This window comes from Actinomyces sp. ICM47 (assembly GCF_905369875.1).
Lineage (GTDB): Bacteria > Actinomycetota > Actinomycetes > Actinomycetales > Actinomycetaceae > Pauljensenia.
On sequence record NZ_CAJPJE010000002.1, the window covers coordinates 22163 to 39098 of the forward strand.

At 66.8% G+C, this 16936-nt stretch carries 12 protein-coding genes and 1 riboswitch; of the genes, 9 read left to right on the top strand and 3 right to left on the bottom strand.

Annotation, left to right across the window (positions count from 1 at the left end; translation table 11 throughout):
• Positions 1-178 precede the first annotated feature (178 nt).
• Positions 179-1201: a LacI family DNA-binding transcriptional regulator gene (locus tag QZ149_RS00760; RefSeq protein WP_291448703.1), complete on the bottom strand. Its 1023-nt coding sequence runs from the start codon at positions 1199-1201 to the stop codon at positions 179-181.
• A 280-nt stretch (positions 1202-1481) separates the two neighbouring features.
• Between QZ149_RS00760 and QZ149_RS00765 the strand changes: the two genes are divergently transcribed.
• The gene (locus QZ149_RS00765) at positions 1482-1748 is read left to right on the top strand and encodes an HPr family phosphocarrier protein (RefSeq protein WP_291448706.1); all 267 of its coding nucleotides are present in this window, start codon (positions 1482-1484) and stop codon (positions 1746-1748) included.
• Positions 1749-1752: 4 nt separating this feature from the next.
• On the top strand, positions 1753-3435 hold the full coding sequence (gene ptsP / locus QZ149_RS00770) for a phosphoenolpyruvate--protein phosphotransferase (protein ID WP_291448708.1): 1683 nt from the start codon (positions 1753-1755) through the stop codon (positions 3433-3435).
• Between the two features lie 94 nt (positions 3436-3529).
• On the opposite strand, the gene QZ149_RS00775 is transcribed toward ptsP, so the two are convergent.
• A complete protein-coding gene (locus tag QZ149_RS00775) occupies positions 3530-4168 on the bottom strand; it encodes a hypothetical protein (RefSeq protein WP_291448711.1) in 639 nt (212 codons plus the stop codon).
• A 14-nt stretch (positions 4169-4182) separates the two neighbouring features.
• Entirely contained in the window at positions 4183-5805 is a 1623-nt protein-coding gene (locus QZ149_RS00780) for a PspC domain-containing protein (protein ID WP_291448714.1), read from the bottom strand.
• A 260-nt stretch (positions 5806-6065) separates the two neighbouring features.
• Here QZ149_RS00780 and QZ149_RS00785 point away from each other — a divergent pair, with 260 nt between their 5' ends.
• From QZ149_RS00785 to QZ149_RS00815, 7 genes are all read left to right on the top strand, one after another.
• On the top strand, positions 6066-7256 hold the full coding sequence (locus QZ149_RS00785) for an ATP-binding protein (protein ID WP_291448716.1): 1191 nt from the start codon (positions 6066-6068) through the stop codon (positions 7254-7256).
• Positions 7253-7903, top strand: a complete 651-nt coding sequence (locus QZ149_RS00790; RefSeq protein WP_291448719.1) for a response regulator transcription factor — start codon at positions 7253-7255, stop codon at positions 7901-7903. The genes QZ149_RS00785 and QZ149_RS00790 overlap by 4 nt, the downstream gene beginning before the upstream one ends.
• Positions 7904-8036: 133 nt before the next feature.
• Entirely contained in the window at positions 8037-9527 is a 1491-nt protein-coding gene (locus tag QZ149_RS00795) for a DUF1846 domain-containing protein (RefSeq protein ID WP_291448723.1), read from the top strand.
• Between the two features lie 169 nt (positions 9528-9696).
• Positions 9697-12570 carry a UvrD-helicase domain-containing protein gene (locus QZ149_RS00800; RefSeq protein WP_291448725.1) on the top strand — a complete coding sequence of 958 codons (2874 nt, stop codon included), beginning with the start codon at positions 9697-9699 and terminating at the stop codon, positions 12568-12570.
• Positions 12571-13062: 492 nt separating this feature from the next.
• Positions 13063-14250 carry an ADP-forming succinate--CoA ligase subunit beta gene (sucC, locus tag QZ149_RS00805; protein WP_291448727.1) on the top strand — a complete coding sequence of 396 codons (1188 nt, stop codon included), beginning with the start codon at positions 13063-13065 and terminating at the stop codon, positions 14248-14250.
• Positions 14251-14277: 27 nt separating this feature from the next.
• On the top strand, positions 14278-15198 hold the full coding sequence (gene sucD / locus QZ149_RS00810; RefSeq protein WP_291448730.1) for a succinate--CoA ligase subunit alpha: 921 nt from the start codon (positions 14278-14280) through the stop codon (positions 15196-15198).
• Between the two features lie 127 nt (positions 15199-15325).
• On the top strand, positions 15326-16831 hold the full coding sequence (locus tag QZ149_RS00815; RefSeq protein WP_291448844.1) for a DUF6350 family protein: 1506 nt from the start codon (positions 15326-15328) through the stop codon (positions 16829-16831).
• Positions 16832-16834: 3 nt separating this feature from the next.
• Positions 16835-16919: riboswitch (ZMP/ZTP riboswitch) on the top strand.
• The last annotated feature ends 17 nt before the right edge of the window (positions 16920-16936 follow it).

A 16936-nucleotide genomic window follows, 5' to 3' on the forward strand; every position in this document is an offset into this window, starting at 1 on the left:
GTGCCAGTCGATGGCCTCATACGCGGAAGGCGATGAAGATACGGGAGAAGACCCGTCGCCGCGAGGCCGAAACGGCTCATGGAGAGAGGGAGCGCCCCAGCTGGGGTGCGATGGACACGCGGCAGATGGTGACAGGCGGTGTGGGCCTGTTGCCGTGGCACGAAGACCGGAATGCGAGCTATAGGCTGAGGGAACGCCCCTGAATCAGCGTGCCCGCAAACTCGAGCGTCGGAGCGGGATTATCCCCGGCCTCGTCGATGGGACGGGGGAGCGTACCCCTCATTTGCCCGAGGAGGATGTCGACAGCCGCGCGGGCAATCTGCGCGATGGGTTGACGGATAGTTGCTAGGTGAGGCAGGGCACGGCGCATCGTTTCAGTGCCGTCGAAGCCGATGATGGACAGGTCGCCGGGTACGGACAGGTTGCGGGAGCGCGCCCACTCGAGGACTTCGGCGGCGGCCAGGTCGTCGGTGGCGAAGACTCCGTCAATGGGAGCCTGGGCGCGCGCCTCGTCGAGGCTGCCCTGCACGAGCGCGAAGCGCTGCGGGATCGGTGTGTCGAAGGGGACCGTGACGATTCGGGGTTCGAGTCCGGCGCGTTCGACCTCGGCGCGGTAGCCGGCCTCGCGCAGGTTGCGCGGCCCTGAGCGGGAGGTCAAGAGGAGCGGATGGCGTCGGCCTGCCTCGATGAGGGCGCGCGTGGCCATGGCACCTGCGTCGCGGTTCGCGCAGCGCACGTTGGGGATCGATGGGCTGAGTTCGCGGTCGATGGTGACCAGGGGCATACGGATCGTGTCGTATTCGTTGAGTCCCTCGTTGTGTGCGCCGGAGATAATGCCGTCGACGCGGTTACCCACGAGCAGGGATAGGTATTCGCGTTCGCGCTCGGCTCGGCCCATCGAATTACAGATGAGGATGCGGTATCCGGCTTCGGCCAGCGCGTTTTCGACCTCGACGGCGAGTTCGCCGAAGAACGGGAGGGAGACGGCGGGCACGATGAGGCCCACGGTCTGGGTGCTTTTGCCGTGGAGGGCGCGCGCCAGTGAGTTGGGGCGGTAGCCCAGGGTGGCGATGGCGTCGGCGACGCTGCGCTTGGTCTTTTCTGATAGGTAACCCCGGTTGTTGAGGACTCGCGAGACGGTCGTCGGGCTGACGCCGGCGAGCTGGGCGACGTCGGCCAGCGTAGGTTCGCGGGAACTCATGCTCGCTTTCCTTTCGTTGATACCTCTCTAGTCTAGTCGGTGAGCGCGCCGTGGGCCTGGTGTCTCACGGACGAGGGCGTGGCGTGTTCCGTGGTCGGCGCTCGGTAGTGCGGGGTACGGGGGAGTGTAATGGATGGTTTGTTGGCATTTATGAGGGTGATTCATCCCATCTGGCCGCGTGGTGAAATCGAGTTTTCAAATCAGTGCACTACGTCATAGTATGGGCCGTACGGGTCCCCGTGTCTCACGATGGACATGCCCGCATTCGAAAGGAATGACTATGATTTCCCGCACCGTTGCAATTGGTTCCTCTGTTGGCCTTCATGCACGCCCCGCTTCCGTCCTCGCCGAGGCCGTGGATGACTCCGGCGTCGAGGTCACCATTGCGTTTGACGGCGAGGAGGCGGACGCTGCGTCGCTCCTCGAGATCATGACGCTGGGTGCCAAGCACGGCGACGTTGTCACCCTGTCCACCGAGGACGACGGCGCGGGCGAGGTGCTCGACTCGCTCGTCGCGCTGCTCTCGCGCGATCTCGATCAGGAGTGAGCTGATGGCGACGCACGACGTTCTGCACGGTATCGGTGTTTCCGCCGGTACCGCTGCTGCGCCCGCCGCGATCGTCCAGCCTGCGCCCGGCGTTGACACGTCGGAGCCGGGCAGCGTTGATGCTGCAGCTGACGGCGCGCGTGTCCGTGAGGCGCTCGCAGCTGTTTCCTCGCGCCTGAGTGAGCGCGCGGCAAAGGCGCCGGAAGAGACGAAGGCAATCCTGAAGGCCACGGCTCAGCTCGCGGGTGACCGCGGTCTGGCCAAGGCTGTCGATAAGAAGCTCAAGAAGGGCCTGGGTCTGACGCAGGCCGTCCATGACGCGGTCGAGGATTACGCGCAGATGCTGCGTGGTCTGGGTGGCTACATGGCGGAGCGCGCGACCGACCTGTATGACGTGCGTGACCGTGCGATCTGCGAGCTGCGTGGTCTGCCCGAGCCGGGTGTTCCCGCGTTCGAGGGCACGGTCATCCTGGTGGCCCGTGACCTGGCTCCCGCCGAGACTGCGACGCTGAACCCGGAGACCGTTCTGGGCATCATTACCGAGGTCGGTGGTCCCACGTCGCACACCGCGATTCTGGCTGCTCAGCTGGGTATTCCCGCGATTGTTAAAGCAGAGGGAATCATGGGCGTCGAAGAGGGCACGATGTTGGCCCTCGACGGCGGCGTCGGCGAGGTCATCATTGCTCCCACCGAGGACGAGGTCACCCTGCTCAAGGAGCGTTCGCTGCGTCGTGCGCAGGCACTGGCTGGCTCGACCGGTAAGGGCGCGACGTTCGATGGGTACCCCGTGAAGCTCCTGGCCAACATCGGCACGGTCGATGACGCGCTCAAGGCCTCCAAGGTGGACCTGGAGGGTTCTGGCCTGTTCCGTACTGAGTTCCTGTTCCTGGAACGCGCGGATGCTCCCTCCCTCGAGGAGCAGACGGACACCTACACGAAGGTTCTCCAGGCCTTCGGTAACCGTCGCGTCGTCGTGCGTACCCTGGACGCGGGCGCTGATAAGCCGCTGAGCTTCGCGGATCTGGGTGCCGAGGAGAACCCCGCCCTGGGCGTGCGCGGCCTGCGCCTGTGCCAGAGGCGTGAGGATCTCATTGACACGCAGCTGCAGGCCCTCGCGGCCGCCTACAAGGCGACCGGCGCGGAGCTGTGGGTCATGGCCCCCATGGTTGCTACTGCCAGCGAAGCTAAGTGGTTCGCTGACAAGGCGCGCGGCTACGGCCTGCCCAAGGTCGGCATCATGATCGAGGTGCCCGCGGCAGCCCTGCGCGCCGAGCAGCTTCTGTCGATCGTGGACTTCGCCTCCATCGGCACGAATGACCTGACGCAGTACACGATGGCGGCGGACCGCCTGGACGGCAACCTGGCGACCCTGCTCAACCCGTGGCAGCCGGCCGTCCTGGAGATGATCCGTACCGCCTGCAATGGTGGTCGTGCGACGGGCAAGCCGATCGGCGTGTGTGGCGAGGCTGGCGGCGACCCGCTGCTGGCCCTGGTCCTCACGGGCCTGGGTGTCGCTTCTCTGTCGATGGCACCCTCCAAGGTCAACGCGGTTCGTGCGGCCCTGCGCATGCACGACCTGGCGACTTGCCAGCAGATGGCTGCTTTCGCGGTGGACGCTCCCAACGCGAAGGAAGGCCGTGAGAACGTCCTGAAGCTGGTCGCTCCGGCCATGTTGGATCTGCTCTGATCTGCGGCGCGACGCCATAGAACGAGGGGTGGGCCCGGGAACCGATGGTTCCCGGGCCCACCCCGTTACGCAACGCCGCTGAGCGGCGCGTGATCTACTGCGTACGGATCGCGTCGGCGGCGCTCGTGGATTGGCCGCCACGAGACTTCTTTGAACGACCGGAGAAGATCGCGGTCAGAATCAGGATGACGCCGAGGGCCGCGACGGCGCTGATACCGAGAACAGGCAGGTTGAAGGTCGTGATGTAGGCTTCGGCGATCAGGAACGCGCCGACCATGCACACGAGGAGCGCCCAGACGAACGCGCCGACGCGCACACCCCTGCTGGGTGCCTCGGGCAGGTCGTGATAGTTGACGGGCCAAGCGGGGGCACTCCACGTCTGTGCGCCCGAAGCGCCCGGCCCCGTTCCCGTCGCCCCGGCGTGTGTCCCCGAGGGGTCCTGCGAGCGCGAACCGGCCCCGGCCTCGGGCTGGGAGGCCCCGGGGGACATCGCAGCCGCAGACGCCGTCGTCTCACCCGTGAACGCCGGATCGAAGGCTGTGCGACTCCCAGATGCGGTGGTACCATCGGCACCCTCCTCCTCGCGGAAGATCGCGAGCGGATCAGTGGAGGGCATCTCCAGGGTCGGTTCCGGGGTCGTGGGCAGCGTGCTCGTCACATCCAGTTCGGGGTAGCGCGAGGTGACGTCGATCCCGGTGAACTCGCTGGTCGCGTCGTTGTTGGGGGTAGTCATGGTCGTTTCCTTCCTCAGTTGCCCGGAGTGGTGTAGGCGGGGGTGGACGAGGGGGACGCTGACTGCGTCGGGTTGGGCGTCGGGTTAGACGAGGGTGCCTGTGCCGGGGTGGAACCCCACGTGCCCGAGGTGTCGGGGGACTGCAGGATCGTCAGGTTCTCAAGGTCCGCGTCATCCGTGATGAGGACGGTGATTCCCCCGAGCGACGTATCGCCCCATGAGGGGGAGGACACGGTCTGGCCCGGGCAGTTCTTCAACGGGGTTGCCCAGCCGTCGTTCGTCATGTTCGTTACCAGGGAGCCGATACTCGACTGGCACACGATCTGGACGGGCTGACCCTCCGCCGTCTGGATTGCCAGGTGCTCCCAGGCTTGCCAGCTCACGGTGATCTGCTTGGTTGTGCCGACAGGCGCCCCGGTCAGGTCGAGGGTGACGGTGCCCAGGGGACTCGCGCCCTGTACGGAGGTGACCGTCCAATCGACGGTTTTGTCGCCCGTGGAGTTGCTGATCGAGGAGCTGAACGTGGAGATCGTCTGCTGTGTCGCTTCGGTGCCGATGGCGGCCGTCGGCAGCGCGACGATGATGCCGAGAATCGACAGCGTGGTCAGCCAGCCGGCGCTGCGGTCACGCAGGGCGGCAACCGCCAGGGACAGTCCGACGATGAGGAGGCACACACCGCCGCCGATGACGATGATGCGCGCGACCGTTTGCTCCCCGGTTTCTGCTGTGATGAAGGGGATGACGGGACCCTTGTCGACCATGTAAATGCCGGCGAAGACGGCAGCCGCCACGAGGACCAGCAGGCCGGTAATCGCCATGTTGACGCGCGAGGAAACGGTGCGGGGGCGGTGGGTCGGTACGGGGGGCGCGGCCCATCGACGAGGCTTGGGCGCGCTCGGTGGAGGCGTCCAGCCCGGGTGGGGCTGGGAGGGGCGAGCGTCTGCCGGGCGAGGCCCGGCCTGCGTGTCGGCCTGTGTGCTGTTGGCGGGTTCCCCGTAGGTGGGGAAGCCGTGGGCGCTCTGCTGTCCGCCCATGGTGTCCCCCTCCACGTTAGCGGTCGGGGTGGTCTGTCCAAAAGGGGCGGTTGTTCCCGCTCCTCCCGGAGTGCTCGGGGTGCCGTACTGCGGTGCCGAGCCGGTGCTCTGGTTCTGTCCGGACTTGTTCGCGTTCGAGATGACGAAGGCGATGAGACCGACGACGAAGGCGGAAACTACGAGGAAGCCGAGCCAGCTGGCACCGAGACCGATGCCAACACCGCCGAGGACGCCGACGGAGGGCAGGACGGAGGACACACTGACAAGGCACAGGAGGAGACCTCCCAGGAAGGCAATGTCGAAGCGTCCTTCGGCGGTTTCCTCCGCGTGGATGCGCCCGTCCTGAGCCTCGGGCAGGAGGAGCCACGCCAGGCCGTAGGCGAGCGTCACGAAGGGCAGGCACAGGGCTGCGATGACGGTGAGGACTCGCACGAGCGACAGGTCCCATCCGCTGCGTGCAGCGATGCCCGAGCAGACGCCGCCGATGACGCGAGGGTGGGCTCGGTACCAGCCGGAGGCTCGCATGGACTCAAAGAAACGCTTGCGGGGCGGACGCTGTCCGTAGGCACCGCCCTGGTCCGACGGACCGTTTGACCAACTCATGGTGCACTTCCTCTCGATGGGATCCGCATACATTCGGATCGGATACCACTACTCAATCAAACGGGAGTCCCCTCGCGATAGTAGGGGACCCCCTGAACCGCCCCTGATTGTGCCGGGGGTACCCCCGGCCTCGTCCCCGGACGTGCCACAATAGACACGTGAGCAGCACGGTCAACAACCCGCATCCTGGGTGGACGCCGCCGATTCCGGCACCGCCCGCCAGGCCCCCTCTTGCACGCGCGACAGCCTCCAGTCCGGACATGCCTGCCCCCTGGATGGCGGGCGTGTGCTCGGGCCTGGCCGTGCACCTGGGTGTCCCGGTCATGGTGATCCGCGGCGGCCTCATCGCCCTGACCTTTCTCGGTGTCGGCGCGGTCGCCTACCTGTGGCTGTGGGTGACGGTTCCCGAGGATTCGCCCGAGGCCTCGGCGTCGGGCACGCTCAGCCCCGGCCTCGTGCGTGTGCGTCAGGAGAGGGCCGCCCAGGTCGCGCGTAACCGCTTGGTTGTCACGGGCGTGGCCCTGCTGGTTGCCGCGGTGCTTGGGGCGATCCTGAACGCGACGAGCGCCCTTGAGTGGAGCGACATGGGTTCCATCGTGTCGATCGTCGCGGGCATCACTCTGGTGTGGAGCCAGAGCCGCGAGGTGCGCAATTGGCGCTCGGTGCGCTTTATCGGCGCGGTCGTGGGCGGTATTGCGCTGCTGAGCCTCGGCGTCGTCATGGCTGCCTCGCGTGACAACCCGCCCGTCATCCTGCTGCGTGGTGGCCTCATTGGTGCTGCCCTGGTTGCCGGTGTTCTCTTTGCGCTTGTTCCCATGTGGCTGCGTACGACGAAGGATTTGTCCGAGGCCCAGGCGCAGCGGGTGCGCGAGGCTGAGCGCGCCGACATTGCCGCACACCTGCATGACTCCGTGCTTCAGACGCTGACCCTGATTCGCGCCTCCGCCGAGGACCCGGCGCGCGTGCGCGCCATCGCCCTGACCGAGGAACGTGAGCTGCGCGCCTGGCTGTACACGGGCCACGCGCAGGCCGCCGACTCTCTCGAGGCCGCTGTCACCGAGGCCGTTGTCGGCGTTGAAAGCCGCTACGGTGTGCCCATCAGCGTCGTTGTCGTCGGCGACATGCGGCCCGGCCCGGGCGAGCTTGCCCTCGTTGCGGCTCTGGCCGAGGCCTGCCAGAACGCCGTGCGCCATGGTGCCCCGCCCGTCTCCGTCTACGTCGAGGTGCGCGCCCGCGTCGTCGAGGCTTTCGTGAAGGACAACGGCGAAGGATTCGACCCCGCCACCATCGCGGCAGACCGCCACGGCGTGCGCGACTCCATCGTCGGGCGCATGCGCAGGGCCGGGGGAAGTGCCACAATCCGCGCCCTGGCCCACGGCACCGAAATTGCTCTGAACGTGCCGCGCTCCGATATTCTGGAAGAAACAGCCCCCACTGGGAGGACACAGTGACTATCCGCATCCTTGTCATCGACGATCACCCCATGGTTCGCGCCGGGGTGCGCTTCGAGCTTGAACACTCCGGGGCCGACCTTGAGATCGTCGGAGACGCCGCCGACGTCGAAGGCGCCATCGCAGCGTGCCGCGCCCTGACTCCCGACGTCGCTCTCCTTGACGTGCACCTGCCCGGGGGCAACGGCGGCGGCGGTGCCGAGGTCGCCAGCTCCTGCCGCGACATCGACGGCCTGCACTTCCTGGCCCTGTCCGTCTCCGACTCCGCCGAGGACGTCGTCCAGGTCATCCGCGCGGGCGCTCGCGGGTACGTCACTAAGTCGATCTCCACGCCCGAGCTGGTCGAGGCCATCAGTCGCGTCGCCGCCGGCGACGCCGCCTTCAGTCCGCGCCTGGCCGGTTTCGTGCTGGATGCCTTCGGGACCGGCGAGGTCTCGACGACCGACTCTGAGCTGGACCTGCTGTCCGCGCGCGAGCAGGAGGTCATGCGCCTCATCGCTCGCGGCTACACGTACAAGGAAGTCGCCCACGACCTGTTCATCTCCATCAAAACCGTCGAGACGCACGTCAGCTCGGTCCTGCGCAAGCTCCAGCTCTCCAACCGTAACGAGCTGACACGCTGGGCCATGCAACGACACATCGTGTGAGGTCAGCCCCCTTTTGCGCGCGCCGATCATCGCCCGCTGGTCCGGCGTGCCTACAATGGAATCCCGAGAGCGTGACAGCGCCTGACCGCCCCGCACGGACGGCCTCTTTTATTTCCGCGACCTCGGAGGACGCATGCACCGCATCGGTTTTGACAGTGATCAGTACGTCGAGATGCAGTCTCGGCACATTGCCCAGCGACGCAGTGAATTCGGCGGCAAGCTGTATTTGGAGTTCGGCGGCAAGCTGATCGACGACATGCATGCCTCGCGTGTTCTGCCCGGTTTCACGCCCGACAACAAGGTGCGTATGCTGCGCGAACTGGCCGACGAAGTCGAGATCATCGTAGCCGTCAACGCCAAGGATTTCGCGCGCCGCAAGGTTCGCGCCGACATGGGAACCACCTACGACGACGAGGTCCTGCGCCAGATCGACGAGTTCCGCGAGCGCGGCCTGTACGTCGGTTCCGTTGTCATCACCCAGTGGACGGACGACAACAAGGCGGCTGCCGAGGTCAAGGAGCGCTTTGAGAAGCTCGGCATCCGCGTCTACCGTCATTTCCCGATTCCCGGCTACCCGTCGGACGTGGAGCGCATCGTCTCGGACGAGGGTTACGGCGCGAACGAATACGTGGAGACCAGCCGTGACCTCGTGGTTGTGACTGCTCCCGGCCCGGGATCCGGCAAGATGGCGACCTGTCTGTCGCAGCTATATCACGACCACAAGCGCGGCATTGAGTCGGGGTATGCGAAGTGGGAGACCTTCCCGATCTGGAACATTCCCCTCGATCACCCGGTGAACATCGCCTACGAGGCCGCCACGGCCGACCTGGACGACGTCAACATGATTGACCCCTTCCACCTGGAGGCCTACGGGATCAAGACGGTTAACTACAACCGCGATGTGGAGATTTTCCCGGTTTTGAGCCGCCTGTTCGAGAAGATCCTCGGCGCTTCCCCGTACAAGAGCCCCACGGATATGGGCGTGAACATGGCTGGCAATTGCATCGTCGACGACGAGGCCTGCAAAGAGGCGTCGCGCCAGGAGATCATCCGCCGCTACTACAAGGCCCTTGTGACCGAGAAGAAGGAGATGAGTGAGCCGGTGCAGTCGGCTCGCATCTCCCTGCTGATGAGCCGCGTCGGCGTGGGCCGCATGGACCGCCCGGTCGTTCGCCCCGCCCTGGAGCTGGCCGAGGCCACGGGTCAGCCTGCCGCCGCAATGGAGCTGCCCGACGGTCAGATCGTCACGGGCAAGACCTCGGCGCTGCTGGGCTGCTCCTCGGCGATGCTTCTTAACGCGCTCAAGAAGCTCGCGGGCCTGCCCGACGAGGTCCAGCTCCTGGCCCCGCAGTCGATCGAGCCGATCCAGCGCCTCAAGACTCACGACTTGGGTTCTCGCAACCCGCGCCTGCACACCGACGAGGTCCTCATCGCGCTCGCGGTCAGCGCCAACGGTGACGACAACGCGCGACGCGCCCTGGATAAGCTGAGTTCGCTGCGCGACTGCGATGTGCACGAGTCGGTCATCCTGGGGCCCGTGGACGAGGGCATCTTCCGTTCCCTGGGCATCCAGGTGACGACCGAGCCGGTGTACGCGACGAAGTCGCTGTACCGCAAGAAGTAATCGCATCGACGAGGCCGGGGTTTCTGCCGCGTATGAGCGCGGGGAGGCCCCGGCCTCGTCGCGAACCGCCCTTTGAACTGCCTCCCGTTTCTTGGACATTGAGATTGAAGTCCAGGGAATGGGAGGCTTTTTATGCTTGTGGGGGTGGGGCGGTCTAGGCTTGGAGGCGATGAGTGACGCGACTTCTTTGCCTGACCTTGGTTTCCTGATCGGCTCCGATGGGGGATTCCAGGACGACTACGTGCCGCCGGAGGTCCCCGCCTTCGATGTGGAGGACGCCCTGGGCGCCGACTACGACGACGGGTGGTCCGAGAGTGGTGTGCCCGGCGGCGAGTCGGGGGAGTCTTCTGCGTGGGAGCCTGCCCAGGCCTCGTTCGAGTCCTCCTGGAATCGACCCCAGCGCCCCAGTGTGGACCCCGATTCCCTCACGCGTGGCCTGAACGACCGCCAGCGCGAGGCCGTCACTCACGAGGGCTCGCCGCTGCTGATCCTGGCGGGTGCGGGTTCCGGCAAGACGCGCGTCCTCACGCACCGCATCGCCTACCTGCTGGCCACGGGCCGGGCGCGGGCGGGGCAGATCCTCGCGATTACGTTCACGAACAAGGCGGCCGCTGAGATGCGCGAACGCGCGGGTTCCCTCGTGGGGGACGACGCGCGGCGCATGTGGGTGTCGACATTCCACTCGGCGTGCGTGCGCCTGCTGCGCTACGAGCACGAGGCGGCGGGCCTGTCCTCGTCGTTCACGATCTACGACGCGCAGGACTCTCAGCGCCTCATCCAGATGGTCCTCAAGGCCCAGGACGTCGACATTAAGCGCTTCACCCCAAAGATGGTGGCGGCGCGCATCTCGGACGCGAAGAATGAGCTGATCGGCCCGGCGCGCTACGCGGACCTGGCAGGCAAGGACCCGGTGTCGCGCATCGTCGCGGCAGCCTACGTCGAGTACGACAAGCGTATGCGCGCCTCGAACGCGCTGGATTTCGACGACCTCATCATGCGTACGGTTGAACTGCTGCGCGACAACCCGCTGATCGCCGAGCACTATCACCGGCGATTCCGCCACATCCTGGTCGACGAGTACCAGGACACGAACCACGCCCAGTACGTCCTCGTGCGCGCCCTCGTGGGCGATGGCACCGACGGCGTGGAACCCGCCGAGCTGACGGTCGTCGGCGACTCGGACCAATCGATCTACGCCTTCCGCGGGGCCACGATCCGCAACATCGAAGAGTTCGAGCGCGACTTCGCGGGCGCGCGCACCATCCTGCTCGAGCAGAACTACCGCTCGACGCAGAACATCCTGTCGGCCGCGAACGCCGTCATTGCCCGCAACACGGGGCGCCGCGCAAAAAACCTGTGGACGGCCTCGGGCGACGGCGCGCTTATCACCCTGGACGCCGCGGACTCCGAGCACGACGAGGCCCGCTTTGTCGTCGGCGAGATTGATCGCCTGGCCGAGGCCGGCACCGACTGGGGAGACATCGCGATCTTCTACCGGACGAACGCCCAGTCCCGCGCGCTCGAAGAACTCCTCGTGCGCCAAGGCATCCCGTATCGCGTCGTCGGCGGCACCCGCTTCTACGAGCGCCGCGAAATCAAGGACGCGCTGGCCTACCTGCAGGTCATCTCCAACCCCGACGACACGGTCGCCGCCCGCCGCATCCTCAACGTCCCCAAGCGCGGCATCGGCGCCAAGGCCGAAGAAGCCATCGCCGCGCACGCCGCCCGCTATGGCATCTCGTTTGGTGCGGCCCTGCGCCACCTGTGGCTGCGCGCCGGGTGCCCCGCCGGTGAGGGCGAGGGGATCGACGTTGACGCGCTCGCTCATTCCACGTCCCCGGACGAGGCCTCGGCCGGGTCTTCGGCTCCCGTGTCCTCCGCTCAGGGGGCGGGGGAGAACCCGGCGGCAAGCTCCGCTGAGGATAAGAGCGCGGCTGCGGCCCCGGCCTCGTCCCAGACGACGCCGGAGGCAACCGGAGTCACGGATTCTGCTCGCACCCCTGATCCCGCGAGCGTGCCCGATCCCGCGAGCGTGCCCGAGGTCGTGGGCATCACCTCGCGCGCTGCGAAGTCGGCGGCCGCTTTCTGGGGACTCATCGAGACGCTACGCGCTGCTGAATCCCGCGGCGCATCCCAGGCCGACATCCTCGAAGAGGTCCTCGACCGCACGGGCTACCTCGCGGAGTTGCGCCGCAGCGACGATCCGCAGGACGCCTCGCGCGTCGAAAACCTGGCGGAACTGCACTCGGTCGCGGGTGCCTTCGCGGCCGACGCGCCCGGCGGCACCCTCGCGGACTTCCTCGAGCGCGTCGCCCTCGTTGCCGACTCGGACCAGGTGCTCGCGGAGGGCGAGCGCGGCGGGCAAGTCACCCTCATGACCGTGCACACCGCCAAGGGTCTCGAATTCCCGGTCGTGTTCGTCACCGGCATGGAGGACGGCACCTTCCCGCACCAGCGCAGCCTCGGGGACGAGAGCGAGCTGGAGGAGGAACGCCGACTGGCCTACGTGGCGATCACGCGTGCGCGCGAGCGCCTCTACCTGACGCGCGCGGCCGTGCGTAGCGCCTGGGGGACTCCGCAGGAGATGCCGCCGTCGCGATTCCTCGACGACATTCCCGCCGAGCTACTCGATGTACGCCGCGCTGCCACATCGGGGGAGCGCATGCGTGCCTCCTACGGCGGATCCTACGGGTCCGGATCGTACGGCTCAGGGGCCCATGGGCGCTCGCGCGGATCCGATGGGCGCGACCCGTGGGGCGATACCGACACGGGTGCCTTCGGGTCGGGGCGCCGGGGCACGGCCGCCCAGCCGTCCGGCGTGCGCAAGGTGACCCGCATGGGCGTCGCCTCCGCCGCTAAGCTGGCCGACGACAGGCCGGTGCTCTCGCTCAAGGTCGGGGACCGCATTAAGCACGCGACCCTGGGGGTCGGCACCGTGACCGGCGTCGAAGGGGAGGGACCGCGCACCGTGGCTCGCATCCGTTTCGATATGGGCGAGAAGCGCCTCCTCGTGCGCATGGCCCCGATGGAAAAGATTTCCTAGCGTTTCCCCCTCGGGGGCGGGCTGCTTGGCGTGCCCGTGGGCGGCGGCCTGCCCGTGGGCGGCGGCCTGCCCGTGAGCCGTCCGCGCTGCGAGCTTCGCTCGGCGCGTCGGATCCTCGTGTCGCGAAAATCCCCCCGTTTGGTGACGGTGAGATCGTAGTTCGAGGTAGTGTCGCGCCCAAAGTGCAGACCACCTCGGCGAAAAACGCTGAAAACGGGCTGTTATGGGCGAGGTGGTCTGCGTTTTGGGCGCAATGGTGTCAGAGTGTGCCGTCATGCGGCATTGAGAAGTGCCAGGTGGTCGGGGTGCCACAAACTATCCGCCCCAACGACGCCAGCAGCCCACCTCGCAACGCAAAGCAACGTCAAAGGAAAAGCGTGCTCGGGTCAAGGCTGCGACAAACCTTGATAATGTGCAGGAACGAGGGCAATCCCACCGGTCCCACGCTAGAATTATTGCGCTGACCACACCACGTTCAACGGAGGGAATAAGGTGGATCTTTACGAGTACCAGGCTAGGCAGATGTTCAAGGAGCACGGGGTGCCCGTGCTTGACTACCGCCTGGCGTCGACCCCCGAGGAGGCGCGTGAGGGTGCGCGCGAGCTGCTGGCGGAGGGTGCCTCCCTGCTGGTTGTCAAGGCTCAGGTGAAGACGGGTGGCCGCGGCAAGGCCGGTGGTGTCAAGCTAGCTCACACCGCCGACGAGGCCTACGAGAAGGCTGAGGCGATCCTCGGCCTCGACATTAAGGGCCACATCGTGAAGAAGGTCATGATTGCGGTTGGCGCGGACATCGCCGCCGAATACTACTTCTCGATCCTGCTGGACCGTTCGAACCGTCGCCACCTGGCGATGTGCTCGCGTGAGGGCGGCATGGACATCGAGACCCTCGCGAAGGAACGCCCTGAGGCCCTGGCTCGCGTGCCTCTCGACCCGGTCGTCGGCATCGACGCCGAGGTCGCTCGCCGTATCGCCATGGAAGCGGGTTTCGACGAGGCCACGGCGCAGGCCATCGCCCCGGTCCTCGAGACCCTGTGGGCCGTCTACCGCGATGAGGATGCGACCCTGGTTGAGGTCAACCCGTTGGTCTCCAGCCCCGACGGCTCCGTGTGGGCTGTGGACGGCAAGGTGACCCTCGACGACAACGCGCGCTTCCGCCACCCTGTCCACGCCGAGCTGGTGGACGTGGCGACGCAGGATCCGCGCGAGGCCGCCGCGAAGGCAGCCGGACTCAACTATGTGCGCCTGGAAGGCCAAGTTGGCGTGATCGGTAACGGCGCGGGCCTCGTCATGTCGACGCTCGACGTGGTCGCGATGGCCGGCGAGGAGTTTGGTGGCATGAAGCCCGCGAACTTCCTTGACATCGGCGGCGGTGCCTCGGCTGAGGTCATGGCTAAGGGCCTGGACATCATCCTCGGCGATGAGCAGGTCCGTTCCGTGTTTGTCAATGTTTTCGGCGGCATCACTGCCTGCGACCAGGTCGCTCGCGGCATCATCGGCGCGCTCGAGACGCTGGGGGATGCGGCATCCAAGCCGTTAGTCGTGCGCCTCGATGGCAACAAGGTCGAGGAAGGGCGCGCGATCCTCGAGCAGGCCGCGCACCCGCTCGTCCACATGGAAGAAACGATGGATGGGGCGGCCCGGCGCGCAGCCGAGCTCGCAGCCCAGGAGCCGTCGAAGTAACGACCCGAGAACCGCAGGAGAACACCCATGACTATCTTCGTCAACTCTGACACCCGGGTCATCGTCCAGGGCATGACCGGTGCCGAGGGCCGCAAGCACACCCAGCGTATGCTCAGCGCCGGCACGGCCATCGTGGGCGGCACGAACCCGCGCAAGGCCGGCACGACCGTCACTTTCGACGTGCAGGGCTACGGCCCGGGTGCGGACAAGGTCACCGACGGCCAGGTCGAGATCCCCGTCTTCGGCACGGTCGCCGAGGCCCGCGAGGCCACCGGCGCGAACGCCTCCGTCATCTTCGTCCCCCCGGCCTTCGCGAAGGGTGCTGCCCTGGAGGCCATCGAGGCGGGTATTGAGACGATCGTTCTCATCACCGAGGGCATCCCCGTCCAGGACTCGACCATCGTGGTTGAGCGTGCTCTTGAGGCGGGCGTGCGCCTGATCGGCCCGAACTGCCCCGGCATCATCTCGCCCGCGCAGGCGAACCTGGGCATCACCCCGGCGGACATCACGGGTCCGGGCCGACTCGGCCTCGTCTCGAAGTCCGGCACGCTGACCTACCAGCTCATGTACGAGCTGCGCGACTTTGGCTTCACGACGTGCCTGGGTATTGGCGGCGACCCGGTCGTGGGCACCACCCACATTGACGCGCTGGCTGCTTTCGAGGCGGACCCCGACACGGATCTTGTCATCATGATTGGCGAGATCGGCGGCGACGCCGAGGAGCGCGCGGCCGCGTGGATTCAGGAGAACATGACGAAGCCCGTCGTCGCCTACATCGCTGGCTTCACGGCCCCCGAGGGCAAGACGATGGGCCACGCGGGCGCGATTGTTTCCGGTTCATCCGGCACGGCCGCGGCGAAGGCGGAGGCGCTCGAGGCCGTGGGGGTACGCGTGGGTCGCACTCCTTCGCAGACGGCGCAGATCGCTCGTGAGATCCTCTCGCGATAACGTCACAGCTTGAATCGGCCCGGGGTCGGCGCGCAGCGTCGCGGCCCCGGGCCGATTCTGTCACCATTGGCCTGTGAGTGAGCGCATCAGAGAAGTACCGATCACCCGACGGACGACAACCACGTATGTGGCGGGTCGAGCGACCATTCGCGTCAGGGTCCCAAAGGGATGGGCGCGTGGCCTCGTCGCGGGCGTGGAGGCGGCCTTCGCGGGGTGGGCGATTACGACCGTGACCACGATGATCGTCTACCTGTCGCTGCGCTCGAACACGTGGATGAGTGACACGCTGCCGCGTGATGCGCTGGCGTTGGGCGGTGACCTGTGGGTGGCGACCCTGGGGGGTACGTCGGTGGCCGGGGGAGTGTCCTACCGTGTGATTCCGACGCTTTTTGGTGCGCTGTTGGTCCTCCTCGTGCGGCTTTTGTTGCGTACGACGACGGGGTTTCCGAGGTCGTCGGCGTTGTTTGCGGTGCCCGGGTTCCTCCTGACCGCGTGGTTTCTGGCGGGTACGTCGGGGGTTCATTCGCAGTGGTGGACGGGCACGGTCGGCGCGATTCTGATTCCTCTCATTGGGTCGGGTTGGTTCGTGGTGTCCAGTTATTCGCGTGATTCTGAGGCTCCGTCGATGCAGCATTGGATTTCTGGTGGCTTCAAGATGGGTGGCCTCGTGAGTCTGGTGACGGTGGTCGCGGCTGCTGCTGCGGCGGTGGTCGCGCTGGTGGCGGGCTGGAGTCGTGCGAGTGGCATCCAGGAGCTGCTGGGCGCCTCGTCGCTGGTGGATACGACGTTTATTGTGGGCGCGCAGGCGCTGTTTGCTCCCACGGCGATGGCCTGGGCGGCGGCCTGGTGGTCGGGCTCGGGTTTCATGACGGCGACGGATTCGCTGCATTCGCCGACGGTCGTGGACGCGGGGCCGATTCCGCCGATTCCGCTGCTGGGGACGGTCCCGGAGACGGCTCCCGGCAACTGGGTGGTTTTTGTGCCGGTCGTGTTGGGTATCGCTTGTGGCGTTGCCTCGGCGCGCGTGTATCGGCGTTCTCACCTGTTGCATCAGAGCGCAGAGGGTCTCCTGGCCTCGGTTGTGTTTGTTTCGATTGTTGCGCTGTGGATGTGGAGCGCGACGATGAGCATGGGGTCGGTGCGCTTGGCGTTCATGGGGCCGCTTGTGGGGCGGTCGACGTTGTATTTGTTCTTGGAGGTTGGGCTGCCGGCGATGCTCGTGCCGCTTGTCACGCATCCGACGACGCTGGCTTTGGTGGGGCAGAGTGCGGGCCGCGTGCGCTCCGGGGGTGAGGCCCTGCGCCGCCGCCACGCTGAGCGTTCGTCGCGTGAGGCGGCCACGGCCTCGTTGATCGAGGGGGACGAGGCTTGGGCTGAGCGCAGGGATGACGCGGGGTCGGCGGACGCGACGGAGGTCGGTGAGCCGTGGGCTGAGTCCGCTGAGGCCGTTCAGCCTGACAAGCTGCGGGCCGCGTGGAGGAACCGTGAGGTGTGGGCTGAGTCGGTGAAGGCAGCGAAGCGGCGGGTGAAGCGTCAGAAGCGCGTGGCTTGGGCTGAGCCCGCTGACAAGGATGACGAGGGTGACACGGATGACCCCGAGGCGCAGGGGACGAAGGGTGAGGGCCTGAACTAGACTGGGAGGTGCCGCGACTGGCGAGGGTGGATCACCACCGGGGAGCGGCTGCATGTCCCGCGAGGCGTCGCCCGCCTGGGCGCCTGGGTTTGGCTCTTAACCTGG

Coding starts and splice junctions, on each gene's coding strand:
- QZ149_RS00765 (WP_291448706.1), top strand. CDS start 1,482: ATGATTTCCCGCACCGTTGCAATTGGTTCCTCTGTTGGCCTTCATGCA.
- QZ149_RS00760 (WP_291448703.1), bottom strand. CDS start 1,201: ATGAGTTCCCGCGAACCTACGCTGGCCGACGTCGCCCAGCTCGCCGGC.
- ptsP (WP_291448708.1), top strand. CDS start 1,753: ATGGCGACGCACGACGTTCTGCACGGTATCGGTGTTTCCGCCGGTACC.
- QZ149_RS00780 (WP_291448714.1), bottom strand. CDS start 5,805: ATGAGTTGGTCAAACGGTCCGTCGGACCAGGGCGGTGCCTACGGACAG.
- QZ149_RS00800 (WP_291448725.1), top strand. CDS start 9,697: ATGAGTGACGCGACTTCTTTGCCTGACCTTGGTTTCCTGATCGGCTCC.
- QZ149_RS00775 (WP_291448711.1), bottom strand. CDS start 4,168: ATGACTACCCCCAACAACGACGCGACCAGCGAGTTCACCGGGATCGAC.
- sucD (WP_291448730.1), top strand. CDS start 14,278: ATGACTATCTTCGTCAACTCTGACACCCGGGTCATCGTCCAGGGCATG.
- QZ149_RS00795 (WP_291448723.1), top strand. CDS start 8,037: ATGCACCGCATCGGTTTTGACAGTGATCAGTACGTCGAGATGCAGTCT.
- QZ149_RS00785 (WP_291448716.1), top strand. CDS start 6,066: ATGCCTGCCCCCTGGATGGCGGGCGTGTGCTCGGGCCTGGCCGTGCAC.